12 protein-coding genes are annotated in these 17,071 nt (G+C 42.1%); all 12 read right to left on the reverse strand.

Annotated elements, in window-relative coordinates; translation table 11 throughout:
• Nucleotides 1-728 precede the first annotated feature (728 nt).
• The gene (locus ACTQ5J_RS04480; RefSeq protein WP_441750919.1) at nt 729-1,388 is read right to left on the reverse strand and encodes a redox-sensing transcriptional repressor Rex; all 660 of its coding nucleotides are present in this window, start codon (nt 1,386-1,388) and stop codon (nt 729-731) included.
• Nucleotides 1,389-1,765: 377 nt separating this feature from the next.
• The gene (locus ACTQ5J_RS04485; RefSeq protein WP_441751316.1) at nt 1,766-2,647 is read right to left on the reverse strand and encodes an MBL fold metallo-hydrolase; all 882 of its coding nucleotides are present in this window, start codon (nt 2,645-2,647) and stop codon (nt 1,766-1,768) included.
• A gap of 965 nt (nt 2,648-3,612) precedes the next feature.
• Nucleotides 3,613-4,947 (reverse strand): GntP family permease, encoded by a 1,335-nt coding sequence (locus ACTQ5J_RS04490; RefSeq protein ID WP_441750921.1) that lies wholly within the window; start codon nt 4,945-4,947, stop codon nt 3,613-3,615.
• Between the two features lie 187 nt (nt 4,948-5,134).
• The gene (locus ACTQ5J_RS04495; RefSeq protein ID WP_441750923.1) at nt 5,135-5,914 is read right to left on the reverse strand and encodes an enoyl-CoA hydratase-related protein; all 780 of its coding nucleotides are present in this window, start codon (nt 5,912-5,914) and stop codon (nt 5,135-5,137) included.
• Between the two features lie 24 nt (nt 5,915-5,938).
• Nucleotides 5,939-6,787, reverse strand: coding sequence for a 3-hydroxybutyryl-CoA dehydrogenase (locus ACTQ5J_RS04500; RefSeq protein ID WP_441750925.1), 849 nt, complete (start codon nt 6,785-6,787; stop codon nt 5,939-5,941).
• A gap of 12 nt (nt 6,788-6,799) precedes the next feature.
• The gene (locus ACTQ5J_RS04505) at nt 6,800-7,918 is read right to left on the reverse strand and encodes an acyl-CoA dehydrogenase family protein (protein ID WP_441750927.1); all 1,119 of its coding nucleotides are present in this window, start codon (nt 7,916-7,918) and stop codon (nt 6,800-6,802) included.
• Between the two features lie 76 nt (nt 7,919-7,994).
• Entirely contained in the window at nt 7,995-9,173 is a 1,179-nt protein-coding gene (locus tag ACTQ5J_RS04510) for an acetyl-CoA C-acetyltransferase (protein ID WP_441750929.1), read from the reverse strand.
• 224 nt (nt 9,174-9,397) lie between these two features.
• Nucleotides 9,398-10,300, reverse strand: coding sequence for a LysR family transcriptional regulator (locus tag ACTQ5J_RS04515; protein WP_441751318.1), 903 nt, complete (start codon nt 10,298-10,300; stop codon nt 9,398-9,400).
• A 348-nt stretch (nt 10,301-10,648) separates the two neighbouring features.
• Nucleotides 10,649-11,854, reverse strand: a complete 1,206-nt coding sequence (fadE, locus tag ACTQ5J_RS04520) for an acyl-CoA dehydrogenase FadE (protein WP_441750931.1) — start codon at nt 11,852-11,854, stop codon at nt 10,649-10,651.
• Between the two features lie 1,581 nt (nt 11,855-13,435).
• A complete protein-coding gene (locus ACTQ5J_RS04525) occupies nt 13,436-14,272 on the reverse strand; it encodes an alpha/beta fold hydrolase (RefSeq protein WP_441750933.1) in 837 nt (278 codons plus the stop codon).
• A gap of 232 nt (nt 14,273-14,504) precedes the next feature.
• Complete coding sequence (locus tag ACTQ5J_RS04530) at nt 14,505-15,581, reverse strand: VOC family protein (RefSeq protein ID WP_441750935.1); 1,077 nt, start codon at nt 15,579-15,581, stop codon at nt 14,505-14,507.
• A gap of 461 nt (nt 15,582-16,042) precedes the next feature.
• The gene (dmpG, locus tag ACTQ5J_RS04535; RefSeq protein ID WP_441750937.1) at nt 16,043-17,059 is read right to left on the reverse strand and encodes a 4-hydroxy-2-oxovalerate aldolase; all 1,017 of its coding nucleotides are present in this window, start codon (nt 17,057-17,059) and stop codon (nt 16,043-16,045) included.
• Nucleotides 17,060-17,071 lie beyond the last annotated feature (12 nt).

Raw genomic sequence — 17,071 nt, forward strand, 5'->3', positions numbered from 1 at the left:
AGTCGGCAGGATTACGCGTGGATAGTGCCGACCTTACAATAGAGTCGGCAGGATTACGCGTGGATAGTGCCGACCTTACAATAGAGTCGGCAGGATTACGCGTGGATAGTGCCGACCTTACAAAAGAGTCGGCAGGATAACAGGTGGCTAGTGCCGACCTTACATAAGAGTCGGCAGGATTACGCGTGGATAGTGCCGACCTTACAATAGAGTCGGCAGGATTACGCGTGGATAGTGCCGACCTTACAATAGAGTCGGCAGGATTACGCGTGTCTAGTGCCGACCTTACAATAGAGTCGGCAGGATAACAGGTGGCTAGTGCCGACCTTATAATAGAGTCGGCAGGATTACGCGTGGATAGTGCCGACCTTACAAAAGAGTCGGCAGGATAACAGGTGGCTAGTGCCGACCTTACATAAGAGTCGGCAGGATTACGCGTGGCTAGTGCCGACCTTACAATAGAGTCGGCAGGATAACAGGTGGCTAGTGCCGACTGCGCGGTAACTATTCTTCAAAGGTCTTGACATGTCAGCACCCAAACCTGTTCCTTATTTTCCACTCCCACTCACCCAAAAGGTGCGAGAGTTCGTCGGTCGCTTAGCCCCCTATTGTCACTAATGTAACTCCCGCCCCAATGACCCAACCCTTTTCAATCCACACAAAAACAGGCCGCTCGTTTTACCGAGGGGCCTGTTTCATTATCTTACTACTATGCTTATTTTCCCTAATTAAGTAAATTCTGACTCTAGGTCGTCGCTTTCGTCCAAGTTGCTGTCGATGAAGTAGATTAATGTTTGTAATTCATTCGTTAAGTCGACGTTTTGGACGCGGACGTGTTTGGGTACGTCGTAGCGCAGTGGCGTAAAGTTTAGAATCCCTTTGATGCCTGAGTCGATCAGACGGTCGACGATGTCGTTAGCCGATGCTTGTGGCACGGTCAAGATGACAATTTCAATCGCTTGTTGTTGGATTTGCTCCTCCAATTCGTCCATGTGGTAAACTGGCACGCCTGAGCGAATCGTTCCCACGATATCCGGGTTAATATCAAAACCTGCGCCGATACGCACGTTGTTGTTTTTACGGAAGTTGTAATTCAGTAGCGCATTTCCTAAATGCCCGACCCCAACCAAGGCAACCGACGTTAAACGGTCCTGGTTCAGCGTTTTGCTGAAAAAGTCCAATAGGTAATCCACATCGTAGCCGTAGCCACGTTTTCCTAGCGCCCCAAAGTATGAGAAGTCACGACGGATTGTCGCGCTATCGACTTTAACAGCATCACTTAATTCAGTTGATGAGATTCTTTTTTTTCCTGCATTGTGCAGAAATCTTAAATAGCGGTGATAAATCGGCAGACGTTTCGCTGTCGCTCTGGGTATATCTTTATGCATGATTTATTCCTTCTTTCACAAGTTAACTAGACTAACAAATTTTTTAATCATTTCAAGTAGATTATAGCATTTTTTCACAATCCTTGCTATTAGTTTAACTTGATGAGGGTTATTTGTCTAGCCTCGAAAGCGGATTAATTTTACTTCACTTCACAAAATATGACATTAAGCCATCTTGCAAATTTTAAGTGCTGCGTCAAGGTGTCTTGATAGTTTGCTCAATAATGTACTCATTGATAAGTAAAAGTTATAGCCTTAATTAAAGTGTTTATCGAATGCTGGCACTTACATTCACACATTCACATACTGAAGCCACATGTGATGAGCAAGTGGCTTCAGTATGTTGTTTTTTTTATTTATTTTTTATTAGTGGCGTTCTAGTCTACAAAAGGAATGCGCTTGTCTTGCAAGTCACTCCACGTTGTCAATGGCTCCACTTCATGATCTAAGTGATACACAATATTTTGACCTGATTCATCGTATTGTAACACCGCATAGTAAGGATCATGGTAGAAGAAAAACTTCCAATTGTTCTTGAAAGCTTCCGGTAAGAAGGCTTGCTTGGCCGCTACAGAGTCCATTGGATAATCATCGACAGCACCTACCCATAAAGGATTCTTGTGCGCATGCGTCAACATCAAGTCAGACATGTGAATCATGGTTTCGCCTGCTTGGTCCAGCTTGATTATTGCTAAGCCGTTTGAATGGCCACCTGTATGAATCATGGTAATGCCAGGTGCGACTTGCAACTTATCACCAAAAGTCGTTACTTGGTCTTGCACCGCTTGCCAGTTTTCTTTCAAGTAAGTGCCTTTCGTACGGTCATTAGGATGGCGAACTTCTTGCCACTCGGTTCCGGTCATGTAGATGGTCGCATTAGGGAAGGTCGAAACTAAGTCGCCTGCTTCGTTGTAACGGGTTAAACCACCGGCATGATCATTATGCATATGGGTCATCAAGACGACATGGATATCGGTTAGTTTTAAACCAAGTTGGGCGAGTGATTCCTCTATTTTGTTATCACTATGAACGCCTAGATTACGCTTTTGTTTGTCATCTAATTTGTCTGTACCTAAGCCGGTATCAATCAAATAATTTTTACCTTGATATTGAATCAAGATTGGCGCCAAGATTTCTGGAATTTGGTTGTGTTCGTTAACCGGGAAAAATCGTTGCCAAACAGCCTTAGGTACTGGACCAAATAACGTCCCTCCGTCTTGTAACTTATAACGCATCCCTTCCAACCAAGTAAGTGTCATCTCGTGAAATATGTATTGTAGCAAATTAGTTGCCCCTTTCAGTTTTAAGTTTTTGATCAAAATAGTACTGATTCATTTGAGAGTTTAGCTTGTACCCTTCGACTCTGCTGGTTATATTGTAACATGATGACTTAAGTTTTTCTGGTGGGTATAATGTTGGCCTGTTTATTATTTTTACAGCTGAGTCGGTGTGAGGAGTGGCTAAGGCGCCTGTCTTCACCAGATGAACCGGTGTGAGTAGCGGCTCAATATTCAACTGAACGAGTCGAACCTTCGTGACAAGCTATTATTAAGACACTTACGCCTGTCGATTGTCATGAACCACCGACTAGCCAAACTAGCCCGTAAAAGTGAGCGGTCTATTCTGGACTTTCATCGGTCACATCACGGCACCGGGACCGACGAATGTTAGAGGGTCTTACACATCATCGCTCACTTCGCCACGTACTAAACTCCTACAAATTTACTTTTACGCACAAGCATACTGACTTTACTTGCACAGCTTCCTTATATAATAGATTTCCACACACCCTAGCGGTGTCGTTCCCTGCAGTTCACGACGATTAAATTAGACCCACAAGACCTAAAATCGTGGCGAGTTACAACTCGCTACTCCGCCTGTCTCTTTAATACATGAAACGCGTAGCTTGCATCTAGCCAAGGGTTACAGGCTAGCGAAAAAGCTAAGCCACTGCCCGCGACTCCATTATATCCTATAGCCAGGAACCAACAGACCTATTGGCCCATCCTCTACGCGCCCCTTCAATCCACTTTACTTCAAGCCACTACACTTCAACTCATTGCGCCGCCTTCACACACCCTCCCAGCCCTCTCCAAACCACCAAACCTACTAATTACCCTACCACCTACCGCCATCTCACTGTCCCACCGTCCTCCCAGCCGTTTATTCCAAAACAGACGGAGCATGCGCCCCGTCCGTTTGGTGTTTAGTTGGGTGCTACTGTTTAGTAAAGGATAGCGCCTGAAGCGATGATCACGATAACTGAAATGATGGCACCAATTGTAACCACTGTGAATAGGTCTTTGAAACCATTCTTGTAGTTTAATTTAGTTAAAGTTAAGAACGTAATAACCGCACCACCGTGAGGAACGTCTGTTAAGATGTTGGCGGCAACTGAAGCAATCCGGTGAACCATTTCTGGATGCATCCCAGCGTCTACGAAGTATTGACCATAAGTAGGTAATACGATTCCTAAAGCACCTGACGTTGACCCAGTGATCCCTGACATTGCTGCCGTTAATACTGTTAATTGTACTTCTGGTCCACCAGGGATGCCTAATAATAATTCAGAGAATAAGACGAAGCCTGGAGCTGCCATTACAACTGCACCAAACGCTACCGCTGAAGCAGTCGAGAATAGTGGTCCGATCGATCCTTGAGCACCAAGGCTTAATGATTGCATTGTTTTCGGAACGAAGTTACGGAATAAAACAATCGCTAATAGAATACCTACGATTAATGCGAAATAGATAACGTTTGTTTTCCAGAAGGCGTTACCGAACACTGAACCTAAAATGGCAATCGTTACTAACACTGCTAAAGGAGTGATTGAAGCCGCAAATGAAGGTAACTCACGGTCTAATACAACGACTTCTTCTTCATTTGTATGCGTTGCATACGTTTCACCTTTGGCGATTGAACGGTTTAAGATGAACTTCATATACCATAGACCCCAAATTGTCGTTGCGATCGCACCCAAGATAGATGGAATAGCGGCTGCTGTTAAAGAGGTGCCTAAGTATTGAATTGGAATAACGTTTTGAATAGCCGGTGTTCCTGGTAACATTGTCATTGTAATTGTTGCGATTCCTAACCAAACAGGTGTTTGGATTAAGCTCCATGAAATATCTAATTTCTTAAATAGGTCACGCGCTAATGGAATAATCGCGAACATGGCAACGAATAAACTGATTCCGCCGTAAGTTAGAATCGAAGCAATCGCAAAGATAGCGACCATTACACGGTAAGGATTATCATGGCCTACTTTGGATAAGATGTAGTCCGCGATGGAAACTGTTGCTCCACTGGCTTTCATTAACTCAGCTAAAATTGAACCGAGTAAGAAGACGGCGAAGTAACTCATCACGTAGTTACCTAATGCGCCCATAAATTGTAATTTTTCAGTGCCCAATAAAGTTGTAATGGGGTCCATTTGGTTGAAGGCGATGACGAATAATGTCGCCAAAGGTGCTGCTAAAATAATGTTCATTTCCTTAACTGCAAGGAAGATGATCATGAAAATTCCGACTAGAACGCCGATTGATCCTAATAATTCCATTTATATTCACCTCAATAAGTTAGTAAGCACTTTCATTTAAGTGCCTTGATAAACGCTCAAATAACGCATATTTCACAAGATCTTTTCAACCCTATCAAAATAGGATTAAATAGTTAGTGAAGTTAAAACAAGACATAAAAATAGCTGTGACAAGGGATTTGTCCGGATGTCACAGCCTGTGTGATTCTTATTTAAATTCTGGTTTACCTTTTTCTACGAAAGCAGTCATCCCAATTGTTTGGTTCTCGTGTGCGAATTGCTCACCGAAGTATTTGGCCTCTAAAGTTAACGCATCTGCTAAAGGCATTTCGATTCCTTTATCGATGGCTTCTTTTGAAGCTGCCACTGAGTTTGGTGCTTGTTTCATAATGGCTTTAGCCAGCTTCTCAACTGTTTCAGCTAATTCTTCCACTTCAACCACTTGGTTTAATAGACCGATACTTAAGGCTTCGTCAGCTTTGATTACTTTACCTGTGTAGATAAGTTCTTTAGCTTTAGCGATACCTACGATACGGCTTAAACGTTGTGTACCACCGAAACCTGGGATAATGCCTAAACCAACTTCTGGTTGGCCTAAACGAGCTGCTGTTGAACCGATACGGATATCAGCTGATAAGGCTAATTCCGAACCGCCACCTAAAGCAAAGCCATTAACTGCTGCGATTGACGGGATGGCTAAGTTGGCTATTTTTGAGAAAGTATCGTTACCTAACTTAGATAAGGCTTCGCCTTCTTCAGCAGATAAAGGTAACATTTCTTTGATGTTAGCGCCCGCTACGAACGCTTTGTCGCCAGCACCGGTGATAACCAGTACGCGAGCTGATGTGTCAGCTGCGACGGCATCAACAGCTGCAGAAATATCTGAAAGTACTTCTGAGCTAAGTGCGTTTAAAGATTTTGGTTGGTTGATCGTTAAAGTCGCGATCCCTGCATTATTCTCTAGTAAGACTGTATTAAATTCTGTCATAATCATCGTCTCCCTTTTCTGTGATTAATACTCGAAGAAACCGTGGCCTGTTTTACGGCCTAAGTGACCTGCTTCAACTTTTTTCTTCAATAGTTGAGCGGGACGGTATTTAGAATCGCTGTAACCTTCATATAATACGTTCATGATGGCTAAAACAGTGTCTAAACCGATTAAATCTGCTAAAGCTAGCGGTCCCATTGGGTGGTTAGCTCCCGCTTTCATTGCTTCGTCAATTTCAGCAGCTGTTGAGATGCCTTCGTTTAACACAATAATTGCTTCGTTAATCATTGGAATTAAGATACGGTTAACAACAAATCCAGGGGCATCTTTAACTTCTACTAAAGTTTTACCTAATTTATCGCCAACTTCGCGCATTGCTGCAACAGTCGCTTCATCAGTTGTTAAACCAACGTTGATTTCAATCAATTTCATTACAGGTACTGGGTTGAAGAAGTGTAAACCAACGACTTGGTTTGGACGGTTCGTCGCTGCAGCGATTTCTGTAATTGATAATGATGAAGTGTTTGAAGCTAAGATAGCATGGGCAGGTGTGATGTCATCTAATTGTTTGAAAATGCTTAATTTGATATCACGGTTTTCAGTTGCTGCTTCAATCACTAAGTCCACGTCGCTTGCATCTGCATAGTCAACAGATGTTGAGATACGTGCTTTAGTTGCTTGGGCGTCTTCTGAAGTCATACGACCTTTTTCTACTGCACGGTCTAATTGCTTAACAATTTTACCTAAGCCGCCTTCAACGAAAGCTTGTTTGATGTCGTTTAAAACGACTGTATAACCAGCTTGTGCTAGAACTTGGGCGATTCCGCTACCCATTTGTCCTGAACCGATAACCATTACTTTATTAATACTCACGAATATTCACTCCTAATAGTTGTTAAGCCAAGGTTTGGCAATTAATTTTTTCTGGGAGGTTGATGAGCCACCATAAATGCTAGTCACTTTTGCATCACGGACAAACCGTTCAATATCATTGTTGCGCATGTAGCCGTAGCCACCTGTGACAGAAATGATTGCCTCTGTAACTTCACTCGCTGTTTCTGAAGCAGCCAGTTTAGCCATAGCGACTTGAATCGGATCGTCAGCATGCTTTAAAATCACATGTTCTAACATCGTACAGTTTGAGAATGTCTTAGCTTTAGCTTCCGCTAAAATTAATTGTGTGTTCTCAATGTCAATCAGACGCTTCCCGAAGTTTCGGTTTAAACTCGCATAGTGCAACCCTTTTTCAAGAGCCCCTTGAGAAATTCCCAAGGCTTGCATAGCGATTGCTAATTTAATTTTTGTAAAAATATTCTCGACTTGCTCTTTACCCGCTAATAAACCACCTAAGACTGCGTCTTTATCGACTTTAACGTCTTTGAAAACGACAGGTGCGACTGGAAGCGCGCGAATCCCCATTTTCTCAGTAGGTGCGCCAATTTCGACTCCCGGCTGATTGGTTTCCACAAGGAAAAGGCCGATGCTTTCATCGCCGTTTAATTTGCGAGCTTTAGCGACCACAAAAATCAGGGACGCTTGAGTTGCGTTCGAGACTGTTTCTTTTTCACCATTGATGATCCAACCACTCGATGTTTCAATCGCGGTCGTTTGCATTAAGTTTAGGTCACCTTCGTCTTGTGCTTCGTGTTTTGCAAAACCGCCAAGTATCTCACCTGAAACGAGTTTTTCTAAGTAAGCGTCTTTCTGTCGTTTCGTTCCGTAACGATGCAATGGCCAAATCGCATACGTACCTTGCGTTAAAAGAATACTTGCCATCGCTGCAAATTCCTTAGAAACCAATCGAATAATTTCCATAAAAGCGTGCAAACTATCACCCTGATCTTCCTCATTAAGAAGGAGACGGAAGATATCAAGTTCTAAAAATTTATCTAGCTGTGTTTGTGGAAATTCTTCCGTGCTGTCAAAATATTGGGCAACGTCCGCAAGTTCACTTTTGGCATAATCACGTACTTGTTGTAAGAGGGCTTGATAGTCAGCCGTCATATAAATCTTCCTTTCTGAGGGTTAGGGTTGGACATCCAGTGCTTTTCAAATGGATGGTCATGCCACCCAATTAAACTTAACGTTTAACGATTAATGATACGCCTTGTCCGCCACCGATACATAATGTTGCTAGACCAGTTTTAGAATCGCGTTTAACCATTTCGTGTAATAATGTGACTGCAACACGCGCACCAGATGCACCGATTGGGTGTCCTAGGGCAATCGCGCCACCGTTAACGTTAACTGTTTCCATGTTTAAGCCTAATTCTTGAACCACTGATAAAGCTTGAGCTGCGAAAGCTTCGTTAGCTTCAACTAATTCTAAGTCGTCAACTGTCATGCCTGCTTTAGCAAGAGCTTTTTTAGTTGAAGGAATTGGTCCAGTACCCATGATCTTAGGATCAACACCACTACTTGCATAAGAAGCGATTGTTGCGATAGGTGTCATGTTTAATGCTTCAGCTTTTTCTTTAGACATTAAAACTAAGATTGCCGCACCATCGTTGATTCCTGATGCGTTACCTGATGTTACTGTACCGTCTTTTTTGAAAGCTGGACGTAATTTACCTAATGTATCGACAGTTGTACCAAAACGTGGGAATTCGTCAGTATCAAAGATAACTGGCTCGCCACGACGTTGTGGAATTTCGATTGGAACGATTTCTTCTTTGAAACGACCAGATTTAACCGCTGCTTCAGCTTTTTGTTGGCTGCCTGCTGCTAATTCATCTTGTTGTTCACGAGTGAAACCAAATTTTTCAGCGATGTTTTCAGCTGTAATTCCCATGTGGATTCCTGAGAATGCATCTGTTAAACCATCTTTAAGCATTGTATCAACCATTTCTGAGTTACCCATACGAGCGCCCCAACGTGCGTCGTTCGATACGAAACCTGAACGGCTCATGTTTTCAGTTCCACCAACGACTACGACTTCGTTGTCGCCAGTCATAATTGATTGTGCACCTAACATAATTGTTTTCAGTCCTGAACCACATACTTTATTGATTGTTAATGCTGGGACTTCTTGTGGAAGACCTGCATTGATACTTACTTGTCTTGCAACGTTTTGACCTAAGCCTGCGCTTAGAACGTTACCCAAGATTACTTCGTTTACTTCTTTAGGGTCTAAGTTAATATCCTTCAATGTCTCTCTCAATACAGTTGCACCTAAATCAACTGCTGAAATACCTTTAAGTGATCCTCCAAAAGAACCTAGTGGTGAACGACGTGCTGCTACGATGACAACTTCTGTCACAATAATTTCCTCCAATTCGAATTTTCAATTTTATGCGAAGCGTTTACAGTCCTTATTTTAATGGACATCGGGGTGAAATAGAAATAGCTGTTAATTAACACCTCTATAAGTTAAGTTAATAGAGTTTCGTTGTATAAAAGGATTGACTTCCAGCTTATTTATAGCGCTTACAACGGTTGTTATGTTATAAAAAAGCTGACCCTTGAGAGTCAGCTCTGTTTCTTTTATTGAACCGGTTCGTAGAAGTATCTCAGAATTCTTTCGTAGACTTCTGTTTCCATGGAACCATATTTCTTATTGTGTGGACGCACAAGTGTAAAGTTAAAGGGTACAAAGTCACGAAATTGTAGGACTTTGAATTCATTGCGATCGATATATTGATCCACTGGTTTAGGCAAAATAGTGACAACTTCGTTGCCACGAGTCGATTCAATTAAGTAGTCCCAAGAATCCGACGTGTAAACAATGTCGGATTTAGTTTTCGTTTTCTGAATTTTTTCCGAAATAATCTGATGGGTAGTAAACGTTTTACTAAAGGTAGCTAATTGATAGCCATCTAAATCTTTCCATTCGAGTTGTTCTTTACTGGCTAGCGGGTGATTGATATCCATAAAAGCGGCCATTTCATCTAATTGGATGACATGTTGTTCAAAGGATTTCAAGTCTAAGTTGGTTGGCTCGATAATAATCGCGTAATCAATGTCGTCATTTAATAAGAGCGTTCTTAATACCTGACTGCCGGCTTCTGTTACTTCAAGTGAGATATCCGGGTTCTCGATTGAAAAGTTTGGGAAAAAGTTTGAGAAATACACACGCAGAATCAATGATGGTAAACCGATACGGATGGTCCCCTTTTGACGTGATGACTCTCTTTGGATAATTTCTTCCATCTCTTGCGCCTTATTAACAATCTCTTGTGCGAAACGAAAAATTCTTTCGCCACTTTCCGTTAGGCCCTCTAATCGACCATTCTTACGGTTGAATAACAAAACTTCCTCGCTATTCTCAAAATTTGATACAAATTGACTCAGCGCTGATTGGCTGATGTGGATTTTCTTGGCTGCCAGCGATAAGTTACAACCGCATTCCACAATATTGATCAAATAGTTCATTTGGGTGATATCCATTGACATGGAAGTATTGCTCCTTTCAATTCCTATATAAAATTATCTATCTCCTGCGTTAAGTAGTCCTTATACAGAGTAATTATACTACATCTTTGCTGTATAGTCAGTTGGAATAGTGAATTGTCATGTTTTTCAGGCTTTTAATGTTAGAAGGTTGGAAACTGGGGGATGTTGTTATTCTCGTCTTGCTTACTGTATGGTGTCAATGAGGTGATATTTTTGAGGTTGGGTTGTTTGGGGTGTTTTTGTGGAGGTTATTAGGATGTCTATTTCCTTAAGATTAACAGTCTTGTCAAAAAAAACCGCAGACGGTTAGGTCTGCGGCAAATTGTTTAACGTTCGATTATTTTATACGAATGCGCCTAAGCCAGTGATTTCGCGGCCGATGATTAGGGCGTTAACTTCGTGTGTTCCTTCGTATGTGTAGATTGCTTCAGCATCTGCGAAGAAGCGGGCTACGTCTGTTTCCAGTGTAATTCCGTTTCCTCCGACTACTTCACGTGCTAATGCGACTGTTTCACGCATCATTAGTGAGTTTTGCATTTTAGCTAATGAAGAGTTTAGCATTAATTCGCGGCCTTCTTCTTGTAATTGAGCAACGCGTACTGAGTAGCCTAATGTTGAAATGGCATTCGCTTGCATGCGTGCTAATTTTTCTTGAACGATTTGGAATTGGGCGATTGGGCGTCCGAATTGTGTACGCTCTTTCGTGTAGTTTAAAGCTGCAATGAATGCACCGTTTGTAATACCCATAGCGATATGTGCGACGTCTGTACGAGTGTATACTAAGATTCTTGCTACATCTTTAAAGCCGTTGATGTTTGCTAAGCGGTCTGCTTCTGGTACTTCAACGTTTTCTAAAGTGATATGGCCGTTACGGATCGCACGTAATGATGCTTTATGCTTGATTGGCTCAGCGTGATAACCTGCTGCTCCTTTACGGACCATGAAACATTTGATGCGGTTATCTTCAACGTCACGTGCAAAGATTGGGATAATGTCAGCTGTATCAGCTCCACCGATCCAACGTTTCGCTCCGTTTAATACCCATGTGTCGCCTTTACGTTCTGCAGTTGTTGATAATCCACCAGCGATATCAGATCCTGAATCAGGTTCAGTTAATCCGAAACATGTTTGCCATTCGAAGTTAGCTACTTTTGGAGCAAACTCTTCGATTTGACGTTCGTTTCCACCTAGTAAGATTGTGTTGTATCCTAAACCACCATGTACTGTGAAGAAGGTTGCGATTGACGCATCAGCACGGGCTAATTCTAAGTATAGGAAAGCTGTATAAATTTCGCTTGGTTTGCGTTCGCCTTCACGACCAACGTATAATTTAGGGTTGTTCATGATGCCTACATCAGCTAATTTGTAGAATGCTTCAAATGGGAAGTCTGCTTTTTCCCAGTGCTCATTGATAACTGGTTTAATTTCAGCTTCGATTACTTTACGAGCTGCCGCTAATACTTCTACTTCACCTTCAGATAATAACTCTGCATAGTGGAATAAATCTTCTGGGTATAATTCTTGAACTAATTCTGATTTCGTTGACATGTTTTCTAGCTCCTTTAGCTTATATGTTGATATATTTTTTGTGGTGTAACTAGATGAAACGCAAGTTAGTCTAACTGGCGCTCTAAAAACTGCTTCTTAGCACTGGTTACTGTCTCACCTCGTGATTAGGGGCACGGGTGACACGGTCTCATGCTAAAACTAAAGTAACGGTGCGACGGGTCTTACTTGGGTTGATCAAAAGATCATGTATGAGTTTCAATCGGTTGCATGCTTCCTTAATAAAGTCTAGTGAATCCCCCCTGACAACTTGAGTTGCCTTTTAGTGGATACGAATCATTAGCATGTCATTAAGGAGTCACTTCTGACTAAAACAGTCTCAAAAAACTTCTTTGATAAACGCTTACAAGTACATTGTAGTAGTATTCTAAAAACTTTTCTACTTAATGAATGTTAATAATGGCATTAGTCAAGCTTATAGACTTCAAGTGGACTCGAGACTATTATCGACGTATTGAGATTAAGCCTGGCTTCTTACTTAGGCAGAAAGACGAACATTAACCGCTTTTTTAAGATTTTTTGGGCAATTCAGTTGAATCGTTGGCAGCAAGCCACTAAAAAAATCAGTTGCCGGTCTTCACGAATTTTCATTAGTTTACTTTATAGTGTTTATTTTAATAGCGTTTTCGATGATTTTTTTTACAAAATATTTCTTTTAAACGGACTTGTTTTTTTATTTCCAAGCAGATGACGGGTGTCAACTAAAACTTTGAAGGTGCTTTCTTTGTGATGGATAAGTAAATTTTCAGTAGAGAGGATGGTGGTAATGATTGTCTCAGTCAGAAGTTGTCTAGGATGGTTAGCTTTTAAGGTGACTACTGAGGAGTTGAATCGCCCAATGAGAGTTTTAACATGACCACTGGAAATCCGAGCGCCACAATTAGATGTTCTTTCTATTATAAGATAGAGTGACTCTTTCACTGATTAAAGCGCTAAGACAGCCTTCCATTTAGTGACATGCCGATTTTACAAAACCACCGGCTCTTATATAATCGTCCGGCCGAATCGGACGGAGGTTTATATCGCTTTATACAAGCAGCGCTTTTCTGCACGCTGACATTTATCCTACTTTCACTGCCGCTAATTTCCATCCCTACTATATAGTTAGTATCCCTTATTGCCATCATCCATACCTATCGATTAAAGCAGCTGCCTAGCTAACAACACACAGATTACACCGTCAATTTTAATCATCCACTAGCACCGTCCATCCTAACATCATTCTTTAAGTGGCGTATAGTAGCAGGTCACTGTAGAAGCCGGCTTGGGCAATACGAGTATCAGGCCACTTGGCCCACATGAGGTCCTGAAAGCACAGCGACCTAGGAATTCAGTAGCCAAGTAAGACGGCTGACTATGAAAGAGATGAAGGCGTGCCTCTCGCATTGCCCGGGCCGGCTTCTACAGTGACCCCATCTTTTTACACCTTCTAACCAAACTCCCCCTAACAAGCACCCATTACCATCCAACTTCATCTAAACAACTTCATCTACCAACACCCCACGATAAAACAAAAAGACCATCCCGAAGGATGGTCCACTATTGCTCGTATAATCTTTTAAATTACTCGCGACCTGCGAAGTTGTTTACTAGGTCAGCAAATTCTTGTGACTTCTCGATTTGAGTCCAGTGTCCACAGCCGCCAAAGATATGTAACTCTGCGTTAGGAATTAAGTGGATTAAACGTAACGAGTTTTCAACGGGAACGACTTTATCTTCACGTCCGTGAACTAATAAGGTCTTATGTTGAATCGTCTTGAAGTCTTCGTCTGGGAATGATAGATCATCCACAGATGCTTGACGAGGGTGTGGAAACATTGAACTGAAGGCTTCGTGGAATCCTGGTTCCATTGAAGCTTCGTAACGAACTTGTGTTAATTCTTCCGAAGCAAATGTCTTGTCGAATGTAAACAAGTCGATTAACTCGCCCATATGTTCTTTCGTTCCTTGGTAGCCCCAAACTTCATTTAGACCGTAAGGGATATCGCCTTGGGTACCCATTGCACCCATTGTGATAATTTTGTTAACTTTTTCTGGGTATTTCAAAGCCACTGAGAAGGCTAATGATCCACCGAAAGAGTTCCCTACTAAGTTTACTTTGTCTGCACCGATGGCATCGATGAAGTCAACGATTTGTTGTGTCCATAAGTCGATACCGTAATCCACTTCGTCACCCGTTGGTTTGTCAGAATAACCGAAACCAATCATGTCCATGGCATAGGCATGGTTTGTTTCTTCAACAAGTGGCAACACTAAACGCCAGTTAGCGTAAGCTGAAACACCTGGGCCTGAACCGTGAATGAAAAGTAATGGAACGCCACCTACGTTTTCACCAACTTCTAGATAGTTCGTTGTAAATTTACCTGTTTTAACACTTTTACCAATTTCTGGTCTACTCATGATTAAAATTCCTCCTTAAGGCTTGATATATTCATTATACGGGACATCTTATAATGTTTCAGTGAGATTCCCGTCTAGCGGAACACCGTCTTATTATTTGTCCTATTTTGTTATAGTGATGTGTTAATATGTTGGTTTAATGGCCAAAAGTCCAAGCAAATGCTCAGACTCGGGCCATCACATTAAATGATGCTTAATAGAGCAAATCATTTATATGTACAGGGTGTTCAAATTAGCTTTGCGTCATACGCTCAACCATCTCTTTTTGCTCAGCATCTTTGGCTTGAGAAATCTTGTTTGATACTGGCTCGAAGTAAACGTTCAAGTCATCTGTTTCATCTTTGATCGCTGGCGTTCCGTGACGGAAATAAGTTTCAGGTAAACGACCACCGTACCAAATGATCGCTAATTCAGTATCTTCTGCAGGCCATTCAACCGTTGGTTTGTCTGGATCCAAGATTAAGTAACCTGAGTCACCGAATAACTCGATACGGTTTCCGCCTGGCTCAATCACATACATACATAAAGCTTGAGAAACACCGTGTTTTAACGGACCAGCTTCAATTGGAATACCGTACTCTTTACATACATCTGATAAGTCATCTAAGTGTTGAGGCATACCATACCAGAATGCCAAGTGGTGGAAACGACCGCTACCGTTTAACGCGTCACCCATCAATGCCACTTCGTGAACTAATGGCGAAACTGATAACCAAGTTGCAAAGAAGTCGCCATCAGGTTTCTTAACGCCTTCACGGATGTTAAAGCCTAATTTGTCTACATAGAATTGTGCGTTCTTCGGAACGTTTGCTTCGTTTGTTAAGAAGTTTACGTGGTCAATACGACGTACTGGTACCCCTCTTAATGGACGACGTTGTGCACGGTTACGTAATTGAGAAGATAAATGTTCAGGCGCTTCATAACGCTCAACTTCCCAGAATAATTCTAAACGGTGACCATCTAAATCGTCGAATTGGTAAGCACGGCCGTGACCATAGCTCTCTTCAATCCATTCACCTTTTACACCAGCAGCTTCTAAAGCTTCAACACGACGCTCTAACGCTTGTGGTGAATATGTACGAAAAGCTGTATGTTTCATACCTGCTTCATGGTGAGGTGTTAAAATTAAAGAGTATTTGTAAGTATCTTCGTATGCACGCAAGTAAACTGAACCATTTTCCTCATGAACCACTGTCATCCCTAAGATTTCAGTAAAGAATTCTACCGACTTATCGATCACCGGTGTGTATAACTCAGCATGGGCTAATTGATGGACATCACGGAATTTTTCTACGTAAGTTTCTGTCATTTTAAATTTCTCCTCTTAAATAAGTTTTTATTTTTTTACAGGTTGATTGGGGGCAACCTTTTTCACAAAATAGGATATTACAGACCTTGAGCAACTGACACCCTTGCTTGAAGCGTTGATCAACTCCTTTAAACTGGAAATTCGTTTAAATACGGTGAGTCATTCGTTTAAATGCGGTGATAAGACCGCTTTCATTCTTAAGTTTAGTGAAATCGCCCGGGGACGATTTCTAGACTATTAAATTTTGAGGTGTGTGACGGACGCCTGTTGATGGGCGTTGTGATGAGTGGACTCGTCTGGTTTGGTGGGTCGCGTCCCGGTTATGGGACGAGTCCTAGTTTATGGAACTATCCTAATTGACAGGACGCGTCCAGTTTACGCAACTTGCCTCTTCAACAGGACGTGCCTTGTCTATGCTCAAATCATTTTAATGACCGAGCTTTTTGGTGAACGGCAAGCTTTTAAACTTGGTCGCGTTCGTCAGCCATTCTGGCTGCCACATCCACCACCATATCTTCTTGGCCACCGACCACACCAATGCGGCCTAATTCAGTCAGAATATCGCGTGGCTCTAAATCGTATTTCTTACCTGCTCTTTGAGCGAACAATCTAAAGCTTGAGTAGACGCCGGCATAACCTAAGACAATATTGTCACGGTCAACGATTTGTGGTGATTCCATAATAGGTGCCACTAAATCTTCTGCCACATCCATAATGCCGTAAACATCTACGCCTGTTTCGATACCAGCTTTATCTAAAGCCGCCACTAAAACTTCTGTTTGTGTGTTACCTGCACCTGCACCTAAAGCTCTGACACTGCCATCGACAAAACTTGCACCAGCATCAATCGCTGCTAACGTATTACCGATCGCTAATCCCAAGTTGTTATGCGCATGGAAGCCAACGGGTACATCTAGTGCAGCAACTAAAGCTGTCACACGTTCTGTTACACCGCCAGGTAACATCGCACCGGCTGAGTCTGTGACATAAATAATGTCCGCGCCATAACTTTGCATTTTTAAGGCTTCTTCAACTAAACGCTCTGGCGTTGTCATATGAGCCATCATTAGAAAACCAACCACTTCCATACCAAGTACTTCTTTAGCGTACTTAATATGTTGAGCTGAAACATCTGCCTCCGTTGAGTGAGTGGCAACGCGGACCATATCGGCACCGGCTGCGCGCGCCAATTTCAAATCTTCAACCGTTCCAATACCTGGTAATAAGAGTACAGATATTTTGGAATAATCGGCAACTTCTTTAGCCGCTTTAATTAAGTCAATATCGTAAGTATGTGAAAAACCGTATTGAACAGATGATCCGCCGATACCGTCACCATGTGAGACTTCAATGTAAGGCACTTTGGCATCATTTAGGCCTTTAACAATCGATGTTACTTGATCGAGCGTATATTGGTGGCGCACCGCATGGGAACCATCACGTAAGGCAACTTCTAGTACTGTTACTTTTTTAGTCATTCTTTTGTGCAC

The organism is Fundicoccus sp. Sow4_F4 (genome assembly GCF_052116145.1).
GTDB lineage: Bacteria > Bacillota > Bacilli > Lactobacillales > Aerococcaceae > Fundicoccus.